Annotated in this window: 22 protein-coding genes; 5 read left to right on the top strand and 17 right to left on the bottom strand. The window is 69.9% G+C overall.

The window, feature by feature from the left end; translation table 11 throughout:
* Positions 1-26 precede the first annotated feature (26 nt).
* The 9 genes from VJ976_RS03915 to VJ976_RS03955 all read right to left on the bottom strand — a co-directional run bounded on the left by VJ976_RS03915 (position 27) and on the right by VJ976_RS03955 (position 5,968).
* Positions 27-458, bottom strand: coding sequence for a hypothetical protein (locus VJ976_RS03915; protein WP_324098803.1), 432 nt, complete (start codon positions 456-458; stop codon positions 27-29).
* Positions 459-468: 10 nt separating this feature from the next.
* On the bottom strand, positions 469-738 hold the full coding sequence (locus VJ976_RS03920; RefSeq protein WP_324098804.1) for a hypothetical protein: 270 nt from the start codon (positions 736-738) through the stop codon (positions 469-471).
* Positions 739-828: 90 nt separating this feature from the next.
* On the bottom strand, positions 829-1,032 hold the full coding sequence (locus VJ976_RS03925) for a DUF2945 domain-containing protein (protein WP_324098805.1): 204 nt from the start codon (positions 1,030-1,032) through the stop codon (positions 829-831).
* Positions 1,033-1,087: 55 nt separating this feature from the next.
* Positions 1,088-1,774 carry an SDR family oxidoreductase gene (locus tag VJ976_RS03930; protein ID WP_324098806.1) on the bottom strand — a complete coding sequence of 229 codons (687 nt, stop codon included), beginning with the start codon at positions 1,772-1,774 and terminating at the stop codon, positions 1,088-1,090.
* A 67-nt stretch (positions 1,775-1,841) separates the two neighbouring features.
* Complete coding sequence (locus VJ976_RS03935; protein WP_324098807.1) at positions 1,842-2,672, bottom strand: alpha/beta fold hydrolase; 831 nt, start codon at positions 2,670-2,672, stop codon at positions 1,842-1,844.
* Between the two features lie 624 nt (positions 2,673-3,296).
* The gene (locus tag VJ976_RS03940; protein WP_324098808.1) at positions 3,297-4,019 is read right to left on the bottom strand and encodes a hypothetical protein; all 723 of its coding nucleotides are present in this window, start codon (positions 4,017-4,019) and stop codon (positions 3,297-3,299) included.
* 134 nt (positions 4,020-4,153) lie between these two features.
* Complete coding sequence (locus VJ976_RS03945) at positions 4,154-4,498, bottom strand: DUF202 domain-containing protein (protein WP_324098809.1); 345 nt, start codon at positions 4,496-4,498, stop codon at positions 4,154-4,156.
* Positions 4,499-4,501: 3 nt separating this feature from the next.
* Positions 4,502-4,912 (bottom strand): YidH family protein, encoded by a 411-nt coding sequence (locus tag VJ976_RS03950; protein WP_324098810.1) that lies wholly within the window; start codon positions 4,910-4,912, stop codon positions 4,502-4,504.
* Between the two features lie 45 nt (positions 4,913-4,957).
* On the bottom strand, positions 4,958-5,968 hold the full coding sequence (locus VJ976_RS03955) for an aldo/keto reductase family protein (RefSeq protein WP_324098811.1): 1,011 nt from the start codon (positions 5,966-5,968) through the stop codon (positions 4,958-4,960).
* Positions 5,969-6,037: 69 nt separating this feature from the next.
* Here VJ976_RS03955 and moeB point away from each other — a divergent pair, with 69 nt between their 5' ends.
* Both moeB and VJ976_RS03965 read left to right on the top strand, forming a co-directional pair.
* The gene (gene moeB, locus VJ976_RS03960) at positions 6,038-7,177 is read left to right on the top strand and encodes a molybdopterin-synthase adenylyltransferase MoeB (RefSeq protein ID WP_324098812.1); all 1,140 of its coding nucleotides are present in this window, start codon (positions 6,038-6,040) and stop codon (positions 7,175-7,177) included.
* Positions 7,178-7,238: 61 nt separating this feature from the next.
* The gene (locus VJ976_RS03965) at positions 7,239-7,478 is read left to right on the top strand and encodes a MoaD/ThiS family protein (RefSeq protein ID WP_324098813.1); all 240 of its coding nucleotides are present in this window, start codon (positions 7,239-7,241) and stop codon (positions 7,476-7,478) included.
* A gap of 25 nt (positions 7,479-7,503) precedes the next feature.
* Here the strand turns inward: VJ976_RS03965 and VJ976_RS03970 are convergent, their stop codons facing one another.
* From VJ976_RS03970 to VJ976_RS03985, 4 genes are all read right to left on the bottom strand, one after another.
* Positions 7,504-7,935, bottom strand: a complete 432-nt coding sequence (locus VJ976_RS03970) for an Hsp20/alpha crystallin family protein (RefSeq protein ID WP_324098814.1) — start codon at positions 7,933-7,935, stop codon at positions 7,504-7,506.
* A 163-nt stretch (positions 7,936-8,098) separates the two neighbouring features.
* Entirely contained in the window at positions 8,099-9,118 is a 1,020-nt protein-coding gene (gene moaA, locus VJ976_RS03975; protein WP_324098815.1) for a GTP 3',8-cyclase MoaA, read from the bottom strand.
* 78 nt (positions 9,119-9,196) lie between these two features.
* Positions 9,197-10,063 carry a formate dehydrogenase accessory sulfurtransferase FdhD gene (gene fdhD, locus VJ976_RS03980; protein WP_324098816.1) on the bottom strand — a complete coding sequence of 289 codons (867 nt, stop codon included), beginning with the start codon at positions 10,061-10,063 and terminating at the stop codon, positions 9,197-9,199.
* A 7-nt stretch (positions 10,064-10,070) separates the two neighbouring features.
* Positions 10,071-12,392 (bottom strand): FdhF/YdeP family oxidoreductase, encoded by a 2,322-nt coding sequence (locus tag VJ976_RS03985; protein WP_324098817.1) that lies wholly within the window; start codon positions 12,390-12,392, stop codon positions 10,071-10,073.
* Between the two features lie 105 nt (positions 12,393-12,497).
* Between VJ976_RS03985 and VJ976_RS03990 the strand changes: the two genes are divergently transcribed.
* Complete coding sequence (locus VJ976_RS03990) at positions 12,498-13,700, top strand: saccharopine dehydrogenase family protein (RefSeq protein ID WP_324098818.1); 1,203 nt, start codon at positions 12,498-12,500, stop codon at positions 13,698-13,700.
* 19 nt (positions 13,701-13,719) lie between these two features.
* Positions 13,720-14,445, top strand: a complete 726-nt coding sequence (locus VJ976_RS03995; protein WP_324098819.1) for a M50 family metallopeptidase — start codon at positions 13,720-13,722, stop codon at positions 14,443-14,445.
* A 54-nt stretch (positions 14,446-14,499) separates the two neighbouring features.
* Here VJ976_RS03995 and VJ976_RS04000 read toward each other — a convergent pair whose 3' ends face one another.
* The 4 genes from VJ976_RS04000 to VJ976_RS04015 form a co-directional block, all read right to left on the bottom strand.
* Entirely contained in the window at positions 14,500-14,676 is a 177-nt protein-coding gene (locus tag VJ976_RS04000; protein WP_324098820.1) for a hypothetical protein, read from the bottom strand.
* Between the two features lies 1 nt (position 14,677).
* Entirely contained in the window at positions 14,678-16,006 is a 1,329-nt protein-coding gene (locus VJ976_RS04005; RefSeq protein WP_324098821.1) for a ferredoxin reductase family protein, read from the bottom strand.
* A 190-nt stretch (positions 16,007-16,196) separates the two neighbouring features.
* Entirely contained in the window at positions 16,197-17,453 is a 1,257-nt protein-coding gene (ilvA, locus tag VJ976_RS04010; RefSeq protein ID WP_324098822.1) for a threonine ammonia-lyase IlvA, read from the bottom strand.
* Positions 17,454-17,544: 91 nt separating this feature from the next.
* On the bottom strand, positions 17,545-18,567 hold the full coding sequence (locus VJ976_RS04015; RefSeq protein ID WP_324098823.1) for an ATP-dependent 6-phosphofructokinase: 1,023 nt from the start codon (positions 18,565-18,567) through the stop codon (positions 17,545-17,547).
* A gap of 105 nt (positions 18,568-18,672) precedes the next feature.
* Between VJ976_RS04015 and VJ976_RS04020 the strand changes: the two genes are divergently transcribed.
* Positions 18,673-19,479: a formate/nitrite transporter family protein gene (locus VJ976_RS04020; protein WP_324098824.1), complete on the top strand. Its 807-nt coding sequence runs from the start codon at positions 18,673-18,675 to the stop codon at positions 19,477-19,479.
* Positions 19,480-19,541 lie beyond the last annotated feature (62 nt).

A 19,541-nucleotide genomic window follows, 5' to 3' on the forward strand; every position in this document is an offset into this window, starting at 1 on the left:
GCCGGCCGAACGCTCCTCGGCCTTGCTCAGGTCAACAGGGCGGCGCTGGAGGCCAGGACGGCGACCAACGCCCCCACCAGGCGGATGCGGTCGGCGAGGATGAGCTGACGGACCAGGTCGGCCCGCCACTCACGCCCTAGTTTCGAGTGCGTGGGGGCGGCCCCGAGCGCGGTCGCCGCGAACGTCAGGAGTACGCCGCCTACGGCAACCCAGACCCAGAGGTCGGCGGGCCGGTCCCAGAGTGCAGCGGCAACGCCGAGCAGAAGCCCAGCGTAGGTCAGCAGCACCACCGGGGTGATCGCCCGCGAGTGGGCGTCATGGGCCACCGACCACGCGCCGGGTTCCACCGCGGCGAGCGCGGGGTAGACCACACAGGTGACGGTGAGCTGAAAACCGGCGTGCAGAGTCGTTGCCACGACCAGGAGCACGACGCCCACGTCACTGCCGGCCCACGCCACGGCCAGGTGCTCAGGCGGTCTTCTTCTTCCCCGACATACCCTCAGCGACACCGATCAGCAGCACCGCCGCCACGAAGGCGACGATCGCTCCGAGGATGTTCAGCTCGAAGATGTCACCAGTGCCGAAGAAGCTGGCGACAAGCCCGCCGATGACCGATCCCGCGATGCCGAGCAGCAGGGTACCGAGGATGCTCAGGTTCTGGCGGCCTGGCTTGATGAGCCGGGCCACGGCCCCCACGACGAGCCCGAAGATCAGGAACCCGATGATGTCGATGATCACGTACTACTCCTAGACGAGGTCCGCGCCGCACATCGGCGCGAGGTCGAGCCGCCCACGGTACGCGACGATCGACATCGACCTGACCGAGTCTCAGCGCGGCGAGAGAGCAGACTCCTTGTGCGCGGCCTGGGAGCCGGTCTTCTCGGACTCCACGATGTAGTAGGGGTCGTCGTCGGTGGGCCGGAAGTTCTGGCCCTTGAACTCGAAGTCCTGGACACGCTTCTGCTTCACCACACCTTCGGTGGTGCCCTGCGACGTCTTCCAGGTGACCTTGTCTCCATTGCTGAATGCCATATCCCGATGGTAGGAGCACCGGTCACGGGCCGATGCGCCGCCCCTCGCCGCATTCTCAACGCGACAGCGCGGCCACGTCCTCGGCCGACACGTCCAGCCGACCCTCCTCGATGGCGGCCACGACCGCGTGAGCCACCCGGCCCGGCTCCAGCCCCTGACCCAGCTTCGGGGCCGATCCCGCCAAGGGCCGGTTGGCCAGACCGGTCTCGGTGTGCGGCGGTCGGATGTCGTAGACGCTGACCTTCGAGCGACGCAGCTCCCGGACCAGCGCCCGGTTGGCCGCGGTGAGCGCGGCCTTGGTCGCCGAGTACGCCGCCATGCCCGGGAGAGGCTGCTCCGCCACCACGGCCGAGAGCTGGGCGACGAAACCCGAGGACTCGCTCAGCAGCGGAACGGTCCGGCGCAGAAGCCACAGCGGACCGAGGACGTTGGTCAGGAACAGCTCCTCGATCACCGCGTCGTCGGTGTCCATCAACGACCCGAAAGCCACCACACCGGCCGCGTTGATCACACCGTCGAGTCGCCCGTGGGCCTCTTCGGCAACGCGAGCCAGATCCTCACCGGTGGAGGCATCGCCGAGATCCCCCACCACGATGCTTCGCTCTGCGATCTCGACCGCCTCAAGACGGCTCCGGTCACGACCGACGAGGATGACGGACCCGCCCCGAGCAGCCACTTCCGTGGCGATGAGTGATCCCAGGGCTCCGCTGGCGCCCACGACGGCGACCACGGAATGACTCATCGCATGACCAGGCATACCTCACTGTAGGTACCACAGCGGGACGGCGTGAACGGGGGTCCGGTGGCGCTCAGGTCGGGCTCGAAGCAACCTGGTGCACGATCTCCCTAGCCACTGCCCGGGGGTGGGTCTCGGGGAGCCAGTGCCCCCCGGCGAGCTCGATGTAGCGGTAGTCGGCGTCGACATGGCGGGCGGTTCGCCCCGCGGCCGCCCGCTGCAAGGCGAAGTCGAGGTTGCCCCACAGATAGGTCGTCGGCACCGCCGAGCTCGGCGTGTGGCTCCGGTCGACCGGAGCGGCCCGGTACCAGTTCAGCGGACCGGTGAGGTCTTGCGGAGCGGAGAACTTGCGAAGGTAGGTCGCTGCCGCCTCCGGTGGTAGCCCGCTTCGGTCGAAGAGTCGTGAGAGCCGCCTGACCAGCACGCGTTCCGGCAGTCCGGGCACCTGGAAGAACGCCATGTACGAGCTGGCCCATGCCTGCCGGCTGTGGGTCATCGACCACGCGAGCGCCCGGGGATGAGGGGTCGAGACGATGGTCACGCTGTGAACCCGCGCGCTGGTTCCGGCGAGGTGCCACGCGACCGCGCCGCCCCAGTCGTGACCCACCAGGTGGGCCGACGGCAGTCGCGCCTCGTCGAGCAGGGCGAGCACGTCCCCGGCCAGTGTCGGCAGCCGGTAGGCACGGCGGTCGCGCGGCGAGTTTCCTCTGGCGTATCCGCGCTGGTCCGGAGCCAGCGTGCGCAGGCCACGGCGATGCAGCTCTGGCACGACGGCGCTCCAGCTGCTGTGGTCCTGGGGAAAGCCGTGCAGCAGCACCACGGCCGGGCCCTGCACCGGCCCGTGGTCCTGCACGGGGAACGTCAGTCCGTCGCGATGAAAGCGGCGAACCCGGGTCGAGGTCACGCTGCCCCGCTGCTCGCGGTCTCCATCGTGTGCGCGCCTCAGTGAGGGTGGGTCTCGACGCTGGTGCCGATGCTGTTCGAGACGTCATGGTGTGGTGACCCGCGGCTCGCTCGGTTCTCGGGGGACGTTCCAGGCGCCCGGATGACGTCCTGCGCGCGGTCGACGATCGAGGCTGCCCGCTTCAGCCGCCACGAGATACTTTCGACGGCGAACATGGTGGTGCCGCACAGGAAGAGAATCGCGATCGCTTTCTCGCCTTCGAGGAGACTGACGACGCACGCGAGAAGGGTGAGTGCTATCCCGTATCTATTGCGCATGGTGGACCTCACTGCCACCCGGCCCGAGGAGCCTGCCATCGATGATGCACGAGGGTCCTCCTTGGGTATGTCAGCACTCTAAAGCCAGGTCAGACCAGGGCCAAAAGTAGTTGCGAATGCAACTTTCTTCTATTGAACTACTACTCAGTCAAGTATTTCTCCGGCCGTGGTCATAGATCGGCCAAGGGCGCCCCATTTTTTTCCAGATTCTTCTCCCCAACAGCTCAAGAGTCGCGAACCGCGCCGCGCGGTAGTGCTTTTCGGCGGTCCCCCGCGGTGGCTCCTGGTCACTCGGGGCTTTCCTGTCTCAGGGCTGACAGGAGCAGGGCTCGGACGGGCGGGCCCGACGCCGCGCAGAACGGCGCTGACCGAGCTCGACGGTGAACCAGGGCAGCATCAGCTGGGTCAACGGCCCGATCGCCACCGCGTAGAGCACCGTCGCGAGTCCGACCGGACCCCCCAGGGCGTACCCGATGGCCACCACGACCACCTCGATCGAGGTGCGGACGAGCCGGATGGAGCGGCCGCTGACTCGGGCCAGACCCGTCATCAACCCGTCTCGAGGACCGGGACCGAGCTGAGAGCCCACGTACATCGCAGTGGCCAGGGCGTTCAGAGTCACGCCGAGCACCATGAGCAGGACCCGAACGCCGATCTGCTCCGTGGGCGGGAACAGCGCGAGCGTGAGGTCCGCCGCCAGTCCGACCAGGACCGCGTTGGCGATGGTGCCCAAGCCCGGCTTCTGACGCAGGGGGACCCACAGCAGCAGAAGGGCCAGCGAAACAAGGATGAGCATTGTCCCGAAGCTGGTGGGGACGTGGCGGATGAGGCCGACGTGAAGCACGTCCCAGGGCACGACCCCTAAGCCGCCGCGGAGCACCATCGCCAGCGAGACACCGTAGATGAACAGACCTACCGCGAGCTGGACCAGCCGGCGGGGCAGTCGCCCGGCTCGCAGCTGTTCCACGGGGCCCAGGTTGGCGAGCTGGCGACGCTGCCGGGCAGGGTCGCCAGGCGGAGTTCGCGTCATCACGACAAGCCTGACCAGAAGTGGACTGTTCGCACAGTTCCAACTGTGCCAGCGTGGACTGGGTGCAACGAATCGGTGAGCGAAGCCCGGCGACGCCGATCATCGCCTGAGCTCGTCGCGGTCACGGTGGCCCGCTAGGCGAGGATCACGAGCACCAGCCCGCAGGCGCCCAGGGCCCAGCACACGCCGACCAGAGCCAGCGACGGCCCGGCCTCGATCGGCTCCTCACGACCCTTGATCGCCTCGACGTCGTCCCGGATGCGGCGCTGCTGGGTCACGCTGATGACCACAGCGGCAAGGAGGGTCACAGCGGGCACGATGAGCACCGCCGCGCCGTAGAACGACAGCCAGCGCAACATGAAGGCGCTCACGATGCAGCACGCCAGGGCCGTGCGCGCCCACGCCATCGCCGTGCGCTCCGGTTGCAGACCGGCGTCGAGGTGGGAGGCGGTATGCGGATGCTGGCCCGACAACGGCACGACTCAGCCCATGGCGATCACGACGATGACGACGAGTGCCCCTGCGGCGGCGCCGACCCCGAGCACGGGGGCGATGAGCGGCAGCGGCAGGGGGGCCTGATGTCGCATGGCTCGCTCCACGCCGATCCATCTCACGAAGGCGCCGCCGCTGATCAGCATGCCCAGGATCAGCAGCAGGATGGCCACGCCCTTGCGGTACGGGTCGTCCAGCACCGCGAAGGCCTCGACCGCGATCCCCCCCGCGAGCAAGGCCAGGGAGGTGCGTATCCAGGACAGGAAGGTGCGCTCGTTGGCCAGGCTGAAGCGAGGATCGGGCATGGAGCCGTCCGGGAAGAGGCGCCGCGCGAGCCACCCCCGCCGATCCGGTGAGGCTGGCTCCGGCTCGGCGGGGGCGTCGCTGTCCCGAGCCGTCATGGTTCCACGCTACGGCGTGCGGGCTGCTCCTCGGCGCAGCGAGCCTCAGGCGAGGCGGCTGCGGGGAGTGGTGCGAGCGGTCAACGCGGCGTCCCTCTCGACCACCTTGCCCAGCGCCTTGTCGATCGCCTTCATGGTCGACTTGTCCAAGCGCACGCCGGCGGCCTTGACGTTCTCGCCGACCTGCTCCGGTCGGGAGGCGCCCACCAGGGCCGTGGCGACGTTCTCGTTCTGCAGCACCCAGGCGATGGCCAGCTGGGCCATCGACAGGCCGGTCTCCTCGGCCACCGGGCGGAGCTTCTGCACCCGCTTGAGCACGTCGTCGTTCATGAAGCGCTTGATCATGTCGGCGCCGCCGTTCTCGTCGGCGGCGCGGGATCCGGCCGGAGGCTGCGCCCCGGGCTCGTACTTGCCCGAGAGCACGCCCTGGGCCATGGGGCTCCACACGATCTGGGAGACACCGAGCTCTTGCGCCGTCGGCACCACCTCGTCCTCGATCACCCGCCACAGCATCGAGTACTGCGGCTGGTTCGATACGAGCTGGAAGCCGAGCTCGCGTGACATCTCCACCCCGGCCCGCAGCTGGTCCGCCGTCCACTCGCTGACCCCGATGTAGAGCGCCTTGCCCTGGCGCACCACGTCGGCGAACGCCAGCATGGTCTCCTCCAACGGGGTCGCGGTGTCGTAGCGGTGGGCCTGGTACAGGTCCACGTAGTCCGTCTGCAGCCGCTGGAGCGAGGCGTTGACGGACTCCATGATGTGCTTGCGAGACAGGCCGGTGTCGTTCTTGCCGCCCGGGCCGGTGGGGAAGTAGACCTTGGTGAAGATCTCCAGGCTCTCCCGGCGCTGGCCTCGCAGCGCCTCTCCCAGGACCGACTCCGCCACCGTGTTGGCGTAGACGTCCGCCGTGTCGAAGGTCGAGATTCCGGCGTCGAGAGCCGCGTGGACGCACTGGGTGGCCACGTCGTTCTCGACCTGGGAGCCGTGGGTGAGCCAGTTGCCGTAGGTGATCTCGGAGATCTTCAGACCGCTGTTGCCGAGGTATCGATATTCCATACGCGCACGCTACGGCCAGGAGCACGGCCGGTCGCAGCAGGGGGTCTGGGGCCGTGTGACGATGGGGCGATGAGGTCGTTGCCGCCCCTGGTCACCCAGGGCCCGGAGCTGAGCCCGGCCCAGCTCGAGCGATACTCGCGCCACCTGCTGCTGCCGGGCCTGGGGATGTCGGGGCAGCGGCGGCTGCTGAACGCCCGGGTGTGTGTGGTCGGGGCCGGCGGCCTGGGCTCACCCGCCCTGTTGTACCTGGCCGCGGCCGGCGTCGGGCATCTGACGGTGATCGACCACGACGTGGTGGAGGTCTCCAACCTGCAGCGCCAGGTGCTGCACCGCGCCGAGAGCGTGGGCACGAGCAAGGCGGAGAGCGCGCGGGCCGCGCTGCTGGGGCTGAACCCCGGAATCGAGGTCATCTCCCGGCACGCGCAGGTGCGCGCGGACACGGTCCACGACCTCCTGGGGGGACACGACGTGGTCGTCGACGGCACTGACAACTTCGCCACGCGCTACCTGGTCAACGACGCGTGCGTGCAGATGGGTCTGCCGCTGGTGTGGGGAGCGGTGCTGCGCTACGACGCCCAGGTGAGCACGTTCCTGCCGCCTGCCTTGGTCCCGCCGGCGGAGGCGGTCCAGCTGCGCGACCTCTTCCCGGCGATGCCGTCACCGGAGGCGGTCCCGTCGTGCGCGGAGGCCGGAGTGCTCGGCGCCCTGTGTGGCCAGGTGGGTTCGATGATGGCCAGCGAGGTGGTCAAGCTGGTCACCGGGGTGGGCGAGCCGGTGACCGGGCGGGTGCTGGTGATCGACGTTGCCAGCATGCGCACCCGCGAGATACCGCTGCGCCCGGCGTCAGACCGGGAAGCAACGACACCGCACTCGCCGACGCCCTCGGCTCCCTCCGCCCTGGCGAGCGCATCGCCCACGGAGGTCTCGGGCGAGCTGGCGTCGCTGACCGTGCTCGATGTGCGCGAGCCGGTCGAGCACCAGCTGGGCACGATTCCGGGGGCACTGCTCGTGCCGCTGGGAGAGCTGCTGAGCTGGCGATCGGTGGGCGAGCTGCAGCGCCGTCGCGTGGTGGTCACCTGCAAGACGGGGCCACGCGCCGAGCGTGCGGCACGGCACCTGCTCGAGCTGGGCCACGGCGACGTCCGCGTGCTCTCCGGGGGCATGCGTCGGTGGGTGGAAGAGGTCGACCCTTCGCTGCCGCGCTACTGACGGACATGCGTGCTGCGATCGAGGGAGCAGTGAGACCATCGTCAGTCAGGAGGAACTACTGATGCCGACACTGCGCTATTTCGCCGCCGCTGCCGAGGCGGCGGGCACCGATCACGAGGAGGTCGACGGCGTTGACGTGCAGGCCGTGCTGACCAGTGTCCGGCGGGCGCATGGACCGCGGCTGGCGCACGTCCTGGAGCACAGCTCGCTGTTGCTGGACGGCCAGTACGTCCGCGATCCCAGCACCGAGCTCAGCGAGAGCTCGGTGCTGGATGTGCTGCCGCCCTTCGCCGGGGGGTAGGCGGCAAGGGCGGCAGCACTCGGCCTCAGGCCCGCGAGCCTTCGATGGCGTTCTGCTCCTCGCCGCGCTGGATCTCGATACGCCGGGGCTTGGCCTCTTCGGCGACGGGAATCGTCAGAGTCAGCACCCCATCCGCGTAGGTGGCGGTGATGTCCTCCAGCGAGACGCCACGTCCGACGGTCAGCTGCCGGGCGTAGGTGCCGGCCGGCCGCTCCTTGGCCAGCCACTGCACGTCCTTGTCGCTGTGGGTGGAGCGTTCTGCCCGGATGGTGAGCGTGCGGTCCTCCACGTTGACGTCGATCGAGCCCGGGTCGGCTCCGGGCAGGTCGATGAGCAGTACGTAGTGGTCGCCGGATCGGTAGAGGTCCATCGGCATCGTCGCCGCCGCCCGGGCCGTGCCGAACGCCTGGTTCATCAACCGGTCCATCTCACCGAAAGGGTCGAATCGCGTAGCCATTCCCCTCACCTCCTCGATGACGAGGCCCAGACCTCCTGCGCCTCGGGACACGTCGAGGGCACCCAGCCCTCCACGGTGGCTATGGGCACCACGTTAGCACTCGGCAGCAGAGAGTGCCAGTCAAAGTTGAGTCTATCGGGCTCAACCCGCGGGAGGCTTCGCGTCACCCGCCGATGGCGCTCATCGGCCGCGGCGGCTGCAAGAAGCCCGGCTCGTTGATCCCGTGGCCGGGCAGCTTGGCGCCGATGCTCGCCCGGAACACCTCGGCCAGCTCGTCGTCGCCGGCGCCTGCGCGCAGGGGCGTGCGAAGGTCCGACTCCCCGGTGGCGAAGAGGCAGTTGCGCAGCTGGCCGTCGGCGGTCAGGCGAACGCGGTCGCATGCCCCGCAGAAGGGTGCGGTCACCGAGGCGATCACCCCGACGGTGGCAGGGCCGCCGTCCACGTGGAACAGCTCCGCCGGGGCGCTTCCCCGGCCCGTCACGGGCGTGAGCTCGTAGACCTCTCCCAGCCGCGCGTGGATCTCCTCGCCGGTCACCATGGAGTCGCGATGCCAGGTGTGCCCGGCATCCAGCGGCATCTGCTCGATGAAGCGCAGCTGGTAGCCGTGCTCCAGCGCGAAGCCCAGCAGATCCACGGCCTCGTGGTCGTTCACCCCGCGCAGCAGCACGGTGTTCAGCTTGACCGGGGTCAGACCGGCGTCAGCGGCGGCTCGGATACCGGTCAGCGTGTCATCAAGACGGTCGCGCCGGGCCATGTGCCGGAAGGTCGCGGTCTGGAGAGTGTCGAGACTGATGTTCACCCGAGCCAGCCCGGCCTCGGCGAGAGCGTTCGCGGTCTTGTCCAGGCCCAGGGCGTTGGTCGTCATCGAGACCTCCACGGGGCCAGCCGGACCCTCCAGCGCGGCGATCCCCGCGACCACGTCCACGATGTCGCGACGCAGGAGCGGCTCGCCGCCCGTCAGCCGCACCTCGGTGATTCCGAGGGACACGGCGACGGCGGTGAGCCGGAGCAGCTCGTCGGTGCTCAACATGGTGGTCTTGGCCAGCCACGGCACACCTTGCTCCGGCATGCAGTAGGTGCACCGCAGGGAGCAGCGGTCGGTCAGGGAGATCCGCAGGTCTCGATGCACCCGGTCGAACCGGTCGGTCAACGGGGCGGCGGACGGCGGGACGGCGTCTGGCATTGGTTCCATGGTAGGTCGCGGCCGCAACCCCCGGCGTCCGGCTGGGGCGGGGTCAGCACGTTCGACGCCGGCGCCCCGTCATGAGCTCGCGACGAGGACCCGTTCCGGGTGGGTGTAGAGGTTGAGCGACTGGCCGCGGACGAAGCCGGCCAGCGTCACGCCCGCATGCTCGGCGGTGTCGAGGGCCAGCGAGCTGGGGGCCGAGACGGCGGAGAGCACCGGGACCCCGGCGAGGTAGGCCTTCTGCGTCAGCTCGAAGGACAGGCGCCCACTGACCTGCAGCACATGGCCCCGCAGCGGCAGCAGGTCCTTCTGGATCGCCCAGCCGATGACCTTGTCGACCGCGTTGTGCCGGCCGACGTCCTCGCGGACCACCACCGGCTCGCCCTCGGCGGTGAACAGCCCCGCGGCGTGCAGACCCCCGGTGCGTTCGAAGGTGCTCTGCGCCTCACGAAGCCGGTCCGGCAGGGCGAGCAGGGTGCCGGCCTGGACACGGACGGAGTCGCCGGCCACGTCGTAGGACGCTCGCACGTCCAGGTCCTCGATGCTGGCCTTGCCGCACACTCCGCAGGCGCTGGAGGTGAAGAAGGAGCGAGTCCGCCCGTCGGCCACCGGATCGGCGACGTGGGGTGCGAGCTGCACCTCGATGACGTTGTAGGTGTTGACCTCGACGCCGGTCCCGTCGTCCATCACCGCCCCCGCGCAGTAGCGGGCGGTCAGGACGTCGCGTGCCGCCGTGATGATGCCCTCGGAGTGCAGGAACCCGTGCAGCCATTCGATGTCGTGCCCGGGGGTGCGCATGGTCACGGTCAGCGCGGTGCTGCCGATGCGCAGCTCCAGGGGTTCCTCCACCACGATGGTGTCCGGGCGGGAGCGCCCCTGCGGCTCGCCGGCGGAGTCGAGGGTGACGCGCTGGGTGCGCCGGCGCACGGTGACTCGTCCCACGGGACGCCTACTGGTCCTGCTCGGGTGAGCTGGCCGGGGCGGATGGGCGGGCCGCTTCCAACCGCACGACCAGAGACTTGGAAGTCGGCGTGTTGGACACGTCCGCCACCGAGTCCAACGGCACCAGCACGTTGGTCTCGGGGAAGTAGGCCGCGGCACAGCCGCGGGCGGTCCGCTCGTAGGCGACCACACGGAACGCCTCGGCCCGGCGCTCCCCGTCGTCGGCGACCGAGACGACGTCGACGACGGCGCCGTCGCGCAGGTCCAGCTCGCGAAGGTCCTGCGGGTGGACGAAGACCACACGCCGGCCGTCGTGCACGCCGCGGTAGCGGTCGTTGAGGCCGTAGATCGTGGTGTTGTACTGGTCGTGGCTGCGCATGGTCTGCAACAGCAGATGTCCGTCCGGCACGTGGACCGAGGTCTGCTCGTTGACGGTCAGCCGGGCCTTGCCGGTGTCGGTGGGGAAGGTGCGCTCGTCGCGCACCGGGTTCGGCAGCACGAACCCGTCACGCTGGGTGGCTCGCGCCTCGTAGTCCTCGCAGCCGGGGACGACGGCAGCGATGTGGTCGCGCACGACCGAGTAGTCCTCGCGCATCGAAGCCCAGCCGACGGGCGAGTCGGGGAAGCACGCCAGCGCCAGGGAGCAGACGATGTCGGTCTCCGAGCGCAGATGCGGGCTCACCGGGCGGACCCGACCGTAGGAGGCGTGCACCATGCTCATGGAGTCCTCCACCGTGACGAACTGCTCGATGCCCCCCGTCCTGTCGACCTCGGTGCGCCCGAACGTCGGCAGGATCAGCGCCTGTCGGCCCGTGACGGCGTGCGAGCCGTTGAGCTTGGTGGAGACGTGCACGGTGAGGTCGAGGTTGCGCAGCGCCGCCTGGGTCACCTCGGTGTCCGGGGTGGCCCGCACGAAGTTGCCCCCCATACCCATGAAGACGCGGATCGAGCCTTCGCGCATGGCGCGGATCCCGTCCACGACGTCCACGCCGTGCTCGCGTGGGCAGGTGATGCCGAAACGCTCGTCGAGGGTGTCGAGCCATGCGTCGCTCATCTGCTCCCAGATGCCCATGGTGCGGTCACCCTGGACGTTGGAGTGGCCGCGGACCGGGCACGCTCCGGCGCCGTCCTTGCCCAGGTTGCCGGTGAGCAGCAGGACGTTGACGATCTCGCGGATCGTGGCGACCGAGTTCTTGTGCTGGGTCAGCCCCATCGCCCAGCAGATGATCATGGTCTCGGCGTTGATGATCTGCGCGACGACTCGTTCGAGCTGCGTCATGGGTACGCCGGCGCCGGCCAGCAGGTCGTCCCACTGTAGTGCGTCGTAGTGCGCCGCCAGCTCGTCGTAGCCGTCGGTGTAGTCGGCGATGAAGGAGTGGTCCAGAGCGTTCTCGCCGCGGCGGTCCGCCTCGATGAGCAGCTTTCCGATCGCGGCGAAATAGGCCAGGTCGCCGTTGACCCGGATGTGGCAGTACTCGTCGGCCAGGTCCGTGCCCGCCCCGACCACCCCCGAAGGCTTCTGCGGGTTCTTGAACCGCTGCAGGCCCGCCTCGACGAGAGGGTTGATGGCCACGATCCGCCCGCCCGACCGCTTGACGCGCTCGAGGGACGACAGCATCCGCGGGTGGTTGGTGCCTGGGTTCTGCCCGGCGATGAGGATCAGATCGGCAGTTTCGATGTCGTCGAGCGTCACCGTCCCCTTGCCCTCGCCCAGGGTCTGGGTCAATGCCGCACCGCTGGACTCGTGGCACATGTTCGAGCAGTCCGGCAGGTTGTTCGTCCCGAGCTCACGGGCAAAGAGCTGGTAGACGAAGGCAGCCTCGTTCGACGTGCGTCCCGAGGTGTAGAAGATGGCCTGGTCGGGGTCGTCGAGGCCGGTCAGGGCCTGTGCGAGCAGCGCGAAGGCGTCGTCCCAGGTGATCGGCTCGTAGTGAGAGGCGCCCTCGCGCAGCACCATGGGGCCCATGATGCGGCCCTGCTGGCCCAGCCAGTAGTCCGTCCGGGTGGCCAGCTCGGCCACCGAGTGCGCCGCGAAGAACTCCGGGGTCACTAGACGCTTGGTGGCTTCCTCGGCCACCGCCTTGGCGCCGTTCTCGCAGAACTCGGCCACGCTGCGGTCCCGCGGGTCGGGCCAGGCGCACCCCGGGCAGTCGTAGCCCCGGTGCTGGTTGAGCGCGGTCAGGGTCAGCGCCGTGCGCGTGACACCCATCTGCTGCTCCGAGTTGCGCAGGGAGGCGACGACGCCCGGCACCCCCGCCGCCCAGGACTTCGGCGTGCCGATGTCGAGGTCGCGGTCCCCGTGGTCGATCGCGGGCGGCTTCTGGGTCATGTTCGTGCCTCCTCAGGCCTGACCGCTCCAGTATGGAGCAGGGGTGGGTTCTGCCGACGACCGGCTGCTCAGGCGTCGCCAAGGCTCACGCGGCACGATGAGCGCATGAGTACCTCACGCGACCTTGACCTGGTGCTGGTCGGAGCGACCGGCTTCGTCGGGCGGCTGACCGCCGCCTACCTCGCTGCCAGCGCCCCGTCCGGGGTGCGCATCGGCCTGGCCGCCCGGTCCGGTGACCGGCTCGACAGGCTCGTCGCGCAGCTGCCCGACCACGCGGCCTCCTGGCCGAGAGTCACGGTGGACGCCACGGACGCGTCCCAGGTGACCGACCTCGTGCGTCGGACCCGAGCGGTCGCGACCACCGTGGGCCCGTACGACCGCTACGGACACGAGCTGGTGGCTGCGTGTGCCGCCGCGGGTACCCACTACGCCGACCTCACCGGCGAGGTGCTCTTCGTGCGCAAGGTCATCCAGCGTCATCATCGCCGGGCGCAGGACACCGGCGCGGTGATCGTGCCGTCGTGCGGCTTCGACTCGGTGCCGTCCGACCTCGCCGTCCTGCTGGCGGCCGACGCAGCGAGAGAGGACGGAGAGGGGCGGCTCGTCGAGGCCACCCTGCACGTGCGGGACGCGCGTGGGGGGATGGGCGGGGGCACCATCGACACGCTCCGAGGCCAAGTGGCCGCCATGCACGCCGACCCCGCCGCGCGACGGGTCGTGGGAGACCCGGACGCCCTGGCAGAAGCCCGCACCGCGTATGGCCGCGGTCCACGACCCATCGGCAAGGACACGGACTCCGGGCGCTGGCACGGCCCCTTCTTCATGTCGCCCTACAACACGCGGGTCGTGCGTCGTTCGTGGTCGCTGACCGAAGGTGCGGCCCCGCTGGTCTACGAGGAGGTCGCGGACACGACGACGGGATGGAGGGGCGCGGCCACGGCCGCGGGCATCGGGCTCGGCACGGGCGCTCTTGCCGCCGTGATGGCGTTCCCGGTCACCCGGGGGCTGGCCGACCGGGTGCTGCCCTCCCCGGGCGAGGGTCCGAGCGAACGGACCCGGGCGGCGGGTCGGTTCGCGTTCGAGGTCGACGCCGTGACCACGACGGATGCGCGTTACCGCAGCCGCGTCGCCGCGCGGCTCGACCCCGGCTTCGACGCCACGGCGGTGATGCTGGGCGAGTCCGGGCTCGCGCTGGCCTCTGGAGAGGCGGTGCAAGCAGGTGTGCTCACTCCGGCGACCGCTCTCGGGCAGACACTGCCTGACCGGCTGCGGTCGCACGGGTTCACCGTGGAGGTGACGCGGCAGTGACGAGGCTCGCGGACAGCCGGTGAGTGAGGTCCTGGCCGAGATCTGGGCGCGAGCGACGACTGCACAGCCGACCCCTCCTCCCCTCGTGGTGGCCCTGCTGGCCATCCTCGCCGTGGTCGCCGTGTCCAGCCCGCGTGGCTACCGGGTGGTCCGTCACGGCGTCACCGTGCTGCACGAGGTAGGGCACGCCGGCGTCGCTCTGCTGGTGGGCCGGCGTCTGTCGGGAATTCGCCTGCACTCCGACACCTCCGGGGTCACGGTCTCGCGGGGTCGAGCGCGCGGCCCGGGCATGGTCGCCACCGTGCTGGCCGGCTATCCCGCACCGTCGCTGGTTGCCCTCGCCACGACGCCAGTGCTCGGGGCCGGGTACGCAGTCGGCGTGCTCTGGGCACTCGTGGCCCTCACCGCGCTGCTGGTGGTCTTCGTGCGCAACCTCTACGGGCTCGGTGTCCTCGGGGTGGCGGGGTTCACGGTCGCGGCGGCGAGCTGGACGATGCCGGCGGTGGTGTTGTCGGGGCTGGCCTGGCTGTTGGTGTTCACGCTGCTGCTGGCGGCGCCACGTTCGGTGCTGGAGCTGGCCGCGGATCGCGCCCGGATGTCCCGGCGGGGCTACCGCGACTCCACCTCAGACGTGGCCCAGCTGGCGGCACTGACCGGGGTGCCCGCAGCCCTGTGGGTAGGGATGCTGGGAATGGTGACCCTGGGCAGCGCTGCCGTGGGGGCCTGGCTCATGGTCGCGCCGTGAGCGGCCGGTGCCGGTAGTCGGCGCGGTTGTGCACCCGGTGTCGACGCCCGCGGGTCAGGGCGCGGAGTCGGAGTCCTTGTCGCAGTGCAGGTACTGCGCTTTGGCGGGTGGGGTGGTGTAGGAGCAGGCGTCGGGTACCGCGCGCTGCACGAGTACCGCCCAGCCGACGCAGAGAAGAAGGATCAGCGCCGACATTACGGCGACCAGGCGGTTCGTCAGACTCCGTCGCACGTCACACCATCGCGAAACGCTCGGAGTGGATGTGTTCTGCGGGCACGCCGATCTGCTGCAAGGCGCTCTCAACGGCGTCCATCATGGGGTCGGGCCCACACAGGAAGTACTGGAACCGGTGGCGGACGTCACCGGTGGGACACAGCTCGTCCAGGAGGCCCACGTCGACACGGCCTCGGCGTCCGGCCCATCGGTCGGATGCTTCCGACAGGACGTGCACGACCGTGAGGTCGAGCCGCTCCTCGAGCTGTTCCAGCTCGGTACGCCCGATGAAGCCCTCGGCGCGGTTGCCGATGACGGCGATGCAGGGTCGTCGGTCCCCGCGGTCGGCGAGGGTCCCGAGCATCGAGAGCAGGGGAGTGATTCCCACGCCTCCGCCGACGAACACGAACCCAGGCCCCTCGTGCTCGGCCATGGTGAATGCTCCCCACGGGCCGTCGAGGTAGACGGTGTCGCCGGGCTGGAAGTGATGCACACTCCGGGTGAACTCGCCGACGTCCTTGATCGTGAACTCCACCCACTCGTGGTTCTCCGCCGAGGAAGAGATGGAGAACGGGTGGTACGCGAGGGAGAACGGTGAGCGTCCGACGTTGATCCACGCGAACTGGCCGGCCCGGAAGGAGAACCCGCCCGGTCCGTACACCTCCGGACGTTCGGGCCGGATACGCACGGTGTGACCCAGGGGCTGCTCGGCGACGGACACCACGACCCACCGCAGTCGATGGCGGATCAGTGGCCGCACGATGCGTACCCACACGACGAGCCAGACGAAGGCCGCGGTGTAGAGCATCCACAGGGCGCGCTCCCACGGCTCGCGGATGTAGTAGCCGATGAGGATGACGTGCGCGAGGCCCAGCACGACGACGAGTGTGGCCAGGCTGACGTGGACCACCTGCCACAGCTGGTAGGACAGGCCGAACCTGCCGCGCCACAGGGAGGTGGCGATGAGCACGAGCAGCAACGCGACCGAGGCCACCGCGAACTTCGCACGCAGTGGAGCGGTGAAGACATTGAGCAGACTGAGGAAGCGGCTGTCCCAGACGAAGAGGATCAGCGGGTGCGCCAGCACGCAGAGAGCGATGAGGGGCGTCATGTTCCGGTGCACCTGGAGCGCGACGTCGTACCCGAACGGCGCGGTGACCCGGACGATCCGTGCCGCGATGACGAACTGGAGCCCCATGAGGGCGAGCCCCACGAAGCCGAGGGCGACCGAGAGGTTGACCCAGAAGCCGCGGCCCGGGTCGAGGCTGATCAGGCTGAGGACGAGCGGGGCGACGGCGACGAGGAAGTAGATGAGCACCCACAGAGGTGCGCTGACCGCACGCGGCACGACGCCCCACCCCCCCGGGTCAGTGCTTGAACGGCCCTCAACGTGAGGGTGAGAGGAGCATAGTGGAGACGAGGGGCACGGCGCACCGGTCGGCCCCCGGGGTGGGCTGGGCGTCGCCCTCCTGCTCCTCCCTGAGGGTGCAGCCACCGACACACCCCCGCGTGAGGAGCCTCGGCAGACCGCGGGCGCGTCAGAGGATGAACCGGAACATCGGGCTGTCCGGCGGGATCTGCTCGACGGTGATGGACGAGCTCCGCATCCGGGCCAGCAGGGGCCCCAGGTCAGCCGGGGAGCCCAGCTCGATGCCCACGAGCGCCGGGCCGATCTCGCGGTTGCTGCGCTTGACGTACTCGAACAAGGCGATGTCGTCGTCCGGGCCGAGCACCTCGTCGAGGAACCTGCGCAGGGCTCCGGGCTCCTGCGGGAAGTTGACCAGGAAGTAGTGCTTCCGCCCTTCGTGGATCAGGGCGCGCTCCATCACCTCGGCGTAGCGCAGCACGTCGTTGTTGCCCCCTGAGAGCACGGCGACGACGCGCTCGCCCGGCGCGATGTCGACCTGCTCCAACGCAGCCGCGGCCAAGGCGCCGGCCGGCTCGGCCACGATGCCTTCGGTCTGGTAGAGGGCGAGCATCTCCACACAGATGCGGCCCTCGGGCACACTGACCATGCTCGCTCCCGCCGCGCGGACCAGCGAGAAGGTCACCTCGCCGACGCGGCGCACCGCCGCACCGTCGACGAAGGGGTCGATCTCGGGGAGCAGCACCGGGCCGTCCGCCGCCAGCGCGGCCGTCATGCTCGCTGCGCCGGAGGGCTCGGCTCCGACCACCCGCAGATGAGGCGCTCGCTCGTGGGCGTACGTCGCGGCCCCGGCGAGCAGGCCCCCGCCGCCCACCGGGACGACCAGCACGTCGGCCGGCTCGGTGAGGTCCTCGGTGATCTCCCGAGCCAGGGTGCCCTGGCCGGCGATCGTCATCGGGTGGTCGAACGGCGGCACCAGCGTGATCCCGGAGTGTTCGGCGTACTCGCTGGCCGCGGTCGCGGCCGCGTCGTAGGTGTCGCCGCCGACCACGACCTCGACGTCGATGCCGCCGAGCGTCGACACCCGGTCGCGCTTCTGTCGCGGCGTCGTTCGGGGCAGGTAGATGCGGGCCGGCACTCCCAGCTGGGCGCAGGCGAAGGCGACCCCCTGAGCGTGGTTGCCTGCGCTGGCGCACACCACACCCGCGCGCTGCTGGTCCTTGGACAGCTGCGCGATGAAGTTGGTGGCGCCGCGGCCCTTGTAGGAGCGCACCTGCTGGAGGTCCTCACGCTTGAGCCACACGCGGGCTCCGGTCTGAGCGGAGAGGCGCTCGCTGTACGTCAGCGGGCTGCGCGCGATGCGCCCCGCCAGCCGGTCGGCGGCGGCGTCGACGTCGGCGGCGCTGACAGCAAGAGTGTCGTGCGGCATACCGAAAAGCGTGCCACACCCTCGGACGAGGGAATGCTGCGTCGGCGCGCAGCCAAGGGAGCGGGAACCGAGCGCAAGGCCGGCCTCCGCCTCAGCCGAAAAGGATGGAGGCCTCCTCGTAGCGGTGCTCGGGCACGGTCTTGAGCTGCCGGGTCGCCCGGTGCAGGGCCACGGTGCTGACGTCGATCCCGTCGAGAGAGACCATCGTGCCCCACTCGCTGTGTTGTACCGCGTCGACCGCCGCGGCGCCGAAGCGGGTGGCCAGCACGCGGTCGAAGGCGGTCGGCACCCCACCGCGCTGGAGGTAGCCGAGCATCATCGAGCGACTCTCGATCCCGGTGCGCTTCTCCAGCTCGGCCGCCAGGTACTGCCCGACGCCCCCCAGCCGCGGTCGGCCGAACCCGTCCACGCCCCCGCTCGAGACGGCCTCGGTGTCTCCCTCGGGCACGAAGCCCTCGGCCACGACGACGACCGGGGCCCGGCCCCGGTCCTTCGCCGACTCGACCCACCCCACGACCTCGTCCATGCCGACCCGCACCTCGGGGATGAGGATGGCGTGCGCCCCGCCCGCAAGGCCTGCGTGCAGCGCGATCCAGCCGACGTGGCGGCCCATCACCTCCACCACCATGCACCGGTGGTGGCTCTCGGCGGTGGTGCGCAGCCGGTCGATCGACTCCGTTGCGATGGCCACGGAGGTGTCGAACCCGAAGGTGTAGTCGGTCGCGGACAGGTCGTTGTCGATGGTCTTGGGCACACCGACGACCTTGACGCCGTCCTCGTGGAGCAGCTTGGCCACCGTGAGGGTGCCTTCACCACCGATGGCGATCACCGCGTCCATCTCGCGGCTCGCCATGACCTCCTTGACCCGGTCGCTGCCGCCGTGGTCGAAGGGGCTGGTGCGAGAGGTGCCCAGGATCGTCCCGCCCTGCCGGGAGAGCCCGCGCACGTCGTGACGGGGCAGGTCGCGCATGTCGTCCTCCACCAGCCCACGCCACCCGTCATGGACGCCGAGGAAAGTGTGACCGTAGATCCGGTCGCCCTTCATCACCGCCCCGCGGATCACCGAGTTCAGACCGGGGCAGTCGCCGCCGCTGGTGAGGATACCGATGCGCATCGGCTCAGTCTGGTGCCATCGCGGCGTGGGCGCCAATGTCCCCGAGCGCGTGGCCCTCAGGGCCCCCGCCAGGCCGGCCCGGAGTGATCGGGGTAGGTTCTCGCCGTGGCTGCGCCGGGAAAACTAGGAGACGACGAGGTCGAGGCAGAGGTGGAGGGGACGTTCGACCACAGCGTCTCCGAAGGGCGGGAGCGGCTGCACCGCTCGCTGCGCGTCATGCTGACGACCGGGTTCCTCGGTGGGGTCGAGATCGGCTTCGGGGTCCTGGCCTACCTCAGCGTCTACGACGTGACGAAGAGCCCCTTCCTGGGTTCGATCGCCTTCGCCATCGGTTTCGCCGCGCTCTACCTCGCGCACTCAGAGCTCTTCACCGAAGGATTCTTCTACCCCATCGTCGCCATCTTCGCCGGGCAGGGCTCCATGCTGCAGCTTGCTCGTCTGTGGGGCCTGACGCTGGTAGCGAACCTCGCGGGAGGGTGGACGTTGATGTGGCTCGTCGTGCTGGCCTTCCCGAAGCTGCACGCGACCATCGCCGAGAAGTCGCGCGAGTTCGTGGACGCCCCGCTTGACCTGACCTCCATCGCGTTGGCGCTGCTCGGCGGCGGCGCGATCACTCTCATGACCCGGATGAAGGCCGGCAGCACCTCTCAGGTGGCTACCCTGGCGGCATCCCTGGCCGGTGCCTTCCTGCTGATCGGTCTGGGTCTGTTCCACTCGATCCTGGACTCGGTGATCATCTTCGGGGCCCTGCACTCCGGCGCCGAGGGCGTGACCTACGGCAGCTGGCTCGCCTGGTTCTGGTACGTCACCCTCGCCAACGTGGTGGGCGGGCTCGCCTTGGTCACGGCGCCACGGCTGGTGCGCAGCAGCGCGCTGGTCTCGGGCAAGGCCGCCGACACGCCCCCGAGCTGACTTCGCCGCTCCTTGGCGAGGCTGTCTGTCGTGCTGAGCCTGTGGCAGGCTGTCGCGCGAAG

The sequence above is a fragment of the Ornithinimicrobium sp. genome, assembly GCF_035267225.1.
Classification (GTDB): domain Bacteria; phylum Actinomycetota; class Actinomycetes; order Actinomycetales; family Dermatophilaceae; genus Ornithinicoccus.

Excerpts from the sequence above, each read along its gene's own strand:
- VJ976_RS03925 (WP_324098805.1), bottom strand. The coding sequence starts at position 1,032 with ATGGCATTCAGCAATGGAGACAAGGTCACCTGGAAGACGTCGCAGGGC.
- VJ976_RS03930 (WP_324098806.1), bottom strand. The coding sequence starts at position 1,774 with ATGAGTCATTCCGTGGTCGCCGTCGTGGGCGCCAGCGGAGCCCTGGGA.
- VJ976_RS03940 (WP_324098808.1), bottom strand. The coding sequence starts at position 4,019 with ATGACGCGAACTCCGCCTGGCGACCCTGCCCGGCAGCGTCGCCAGCTC.
- VJ976_RS03950 (WP_324098810.1), bottom strand. The coding sequence starts at position 4,912 with ATGACGGCTCGGGACAGCGACGCCCCCGCCGAGCCGGAGCCAGCCTCA.
- VJ976_RS03955 (WP_324098811.1), bottom strand. The coding sequence starts at position 5,968 with ATGGAATATCGATACCTCGGCAACAGCGGTCTGAAGATCTCCGAGATC.
- moeB (WP_324098812.1), top strand. The coding sequence starts at position 6,038 with ATGAGGTCGTTGCCGCCCCTGGTCACCCAGGGCCCGGAGCTGAGCCCG.
- VJ976_RS03965 (WP_324098813.1), top strand. The coding sequence starts at position 7,239 with ATGCCGACACTGCGCTATTTCGCCGCCGCTGCCGAGGCGGCGGGCACC.
- VJ976_RS03970 (WP_324098814.1), bottom strand. The coding sequence starts at position 7,935 with ATGGCTACGCGATTCGACCCTTTCGGTGAGATGGACCGGTTGATGAAC.
- moaA (WP_324098815.1), bottom strand. The coding sequence starts at position 9,118 with ATGCCAGACGCCGTCCCGCCGTCCGCCGCCCCGTTGACCGACCGGTTC.
- VJ976_RS03985 (WP_324098817.1), bottom strand. The coding sequence starts at position 12,392 with ATGACCCAGAAGCCGCCCGCGATCGACCACGGGGACCGCGACCTCGAC.
- VJ976_RS03990 (WP_324098818.1), top strand. The coding sequence starts at position 12,498 with ATGAGTACCTCACGCGACCTTGACCTGGTGCTGGTCGGAGCGACCGGC.
- ilvA (WP_324098822.1), bottom strand. The coding sequence starts at position 17,453 with ATGCCGCACGACACTCTTGCTGTCAGCGCCGCCGACGTCGACGCCGCC.
- VJ976_RS04015 (WP_324098823.1), bottom strand. The coding sequence starts at position 18,567 with ATGCGCATCGGTATCCTCACCAGCGGCGGCGACTGCCCCGGTCTGAAC.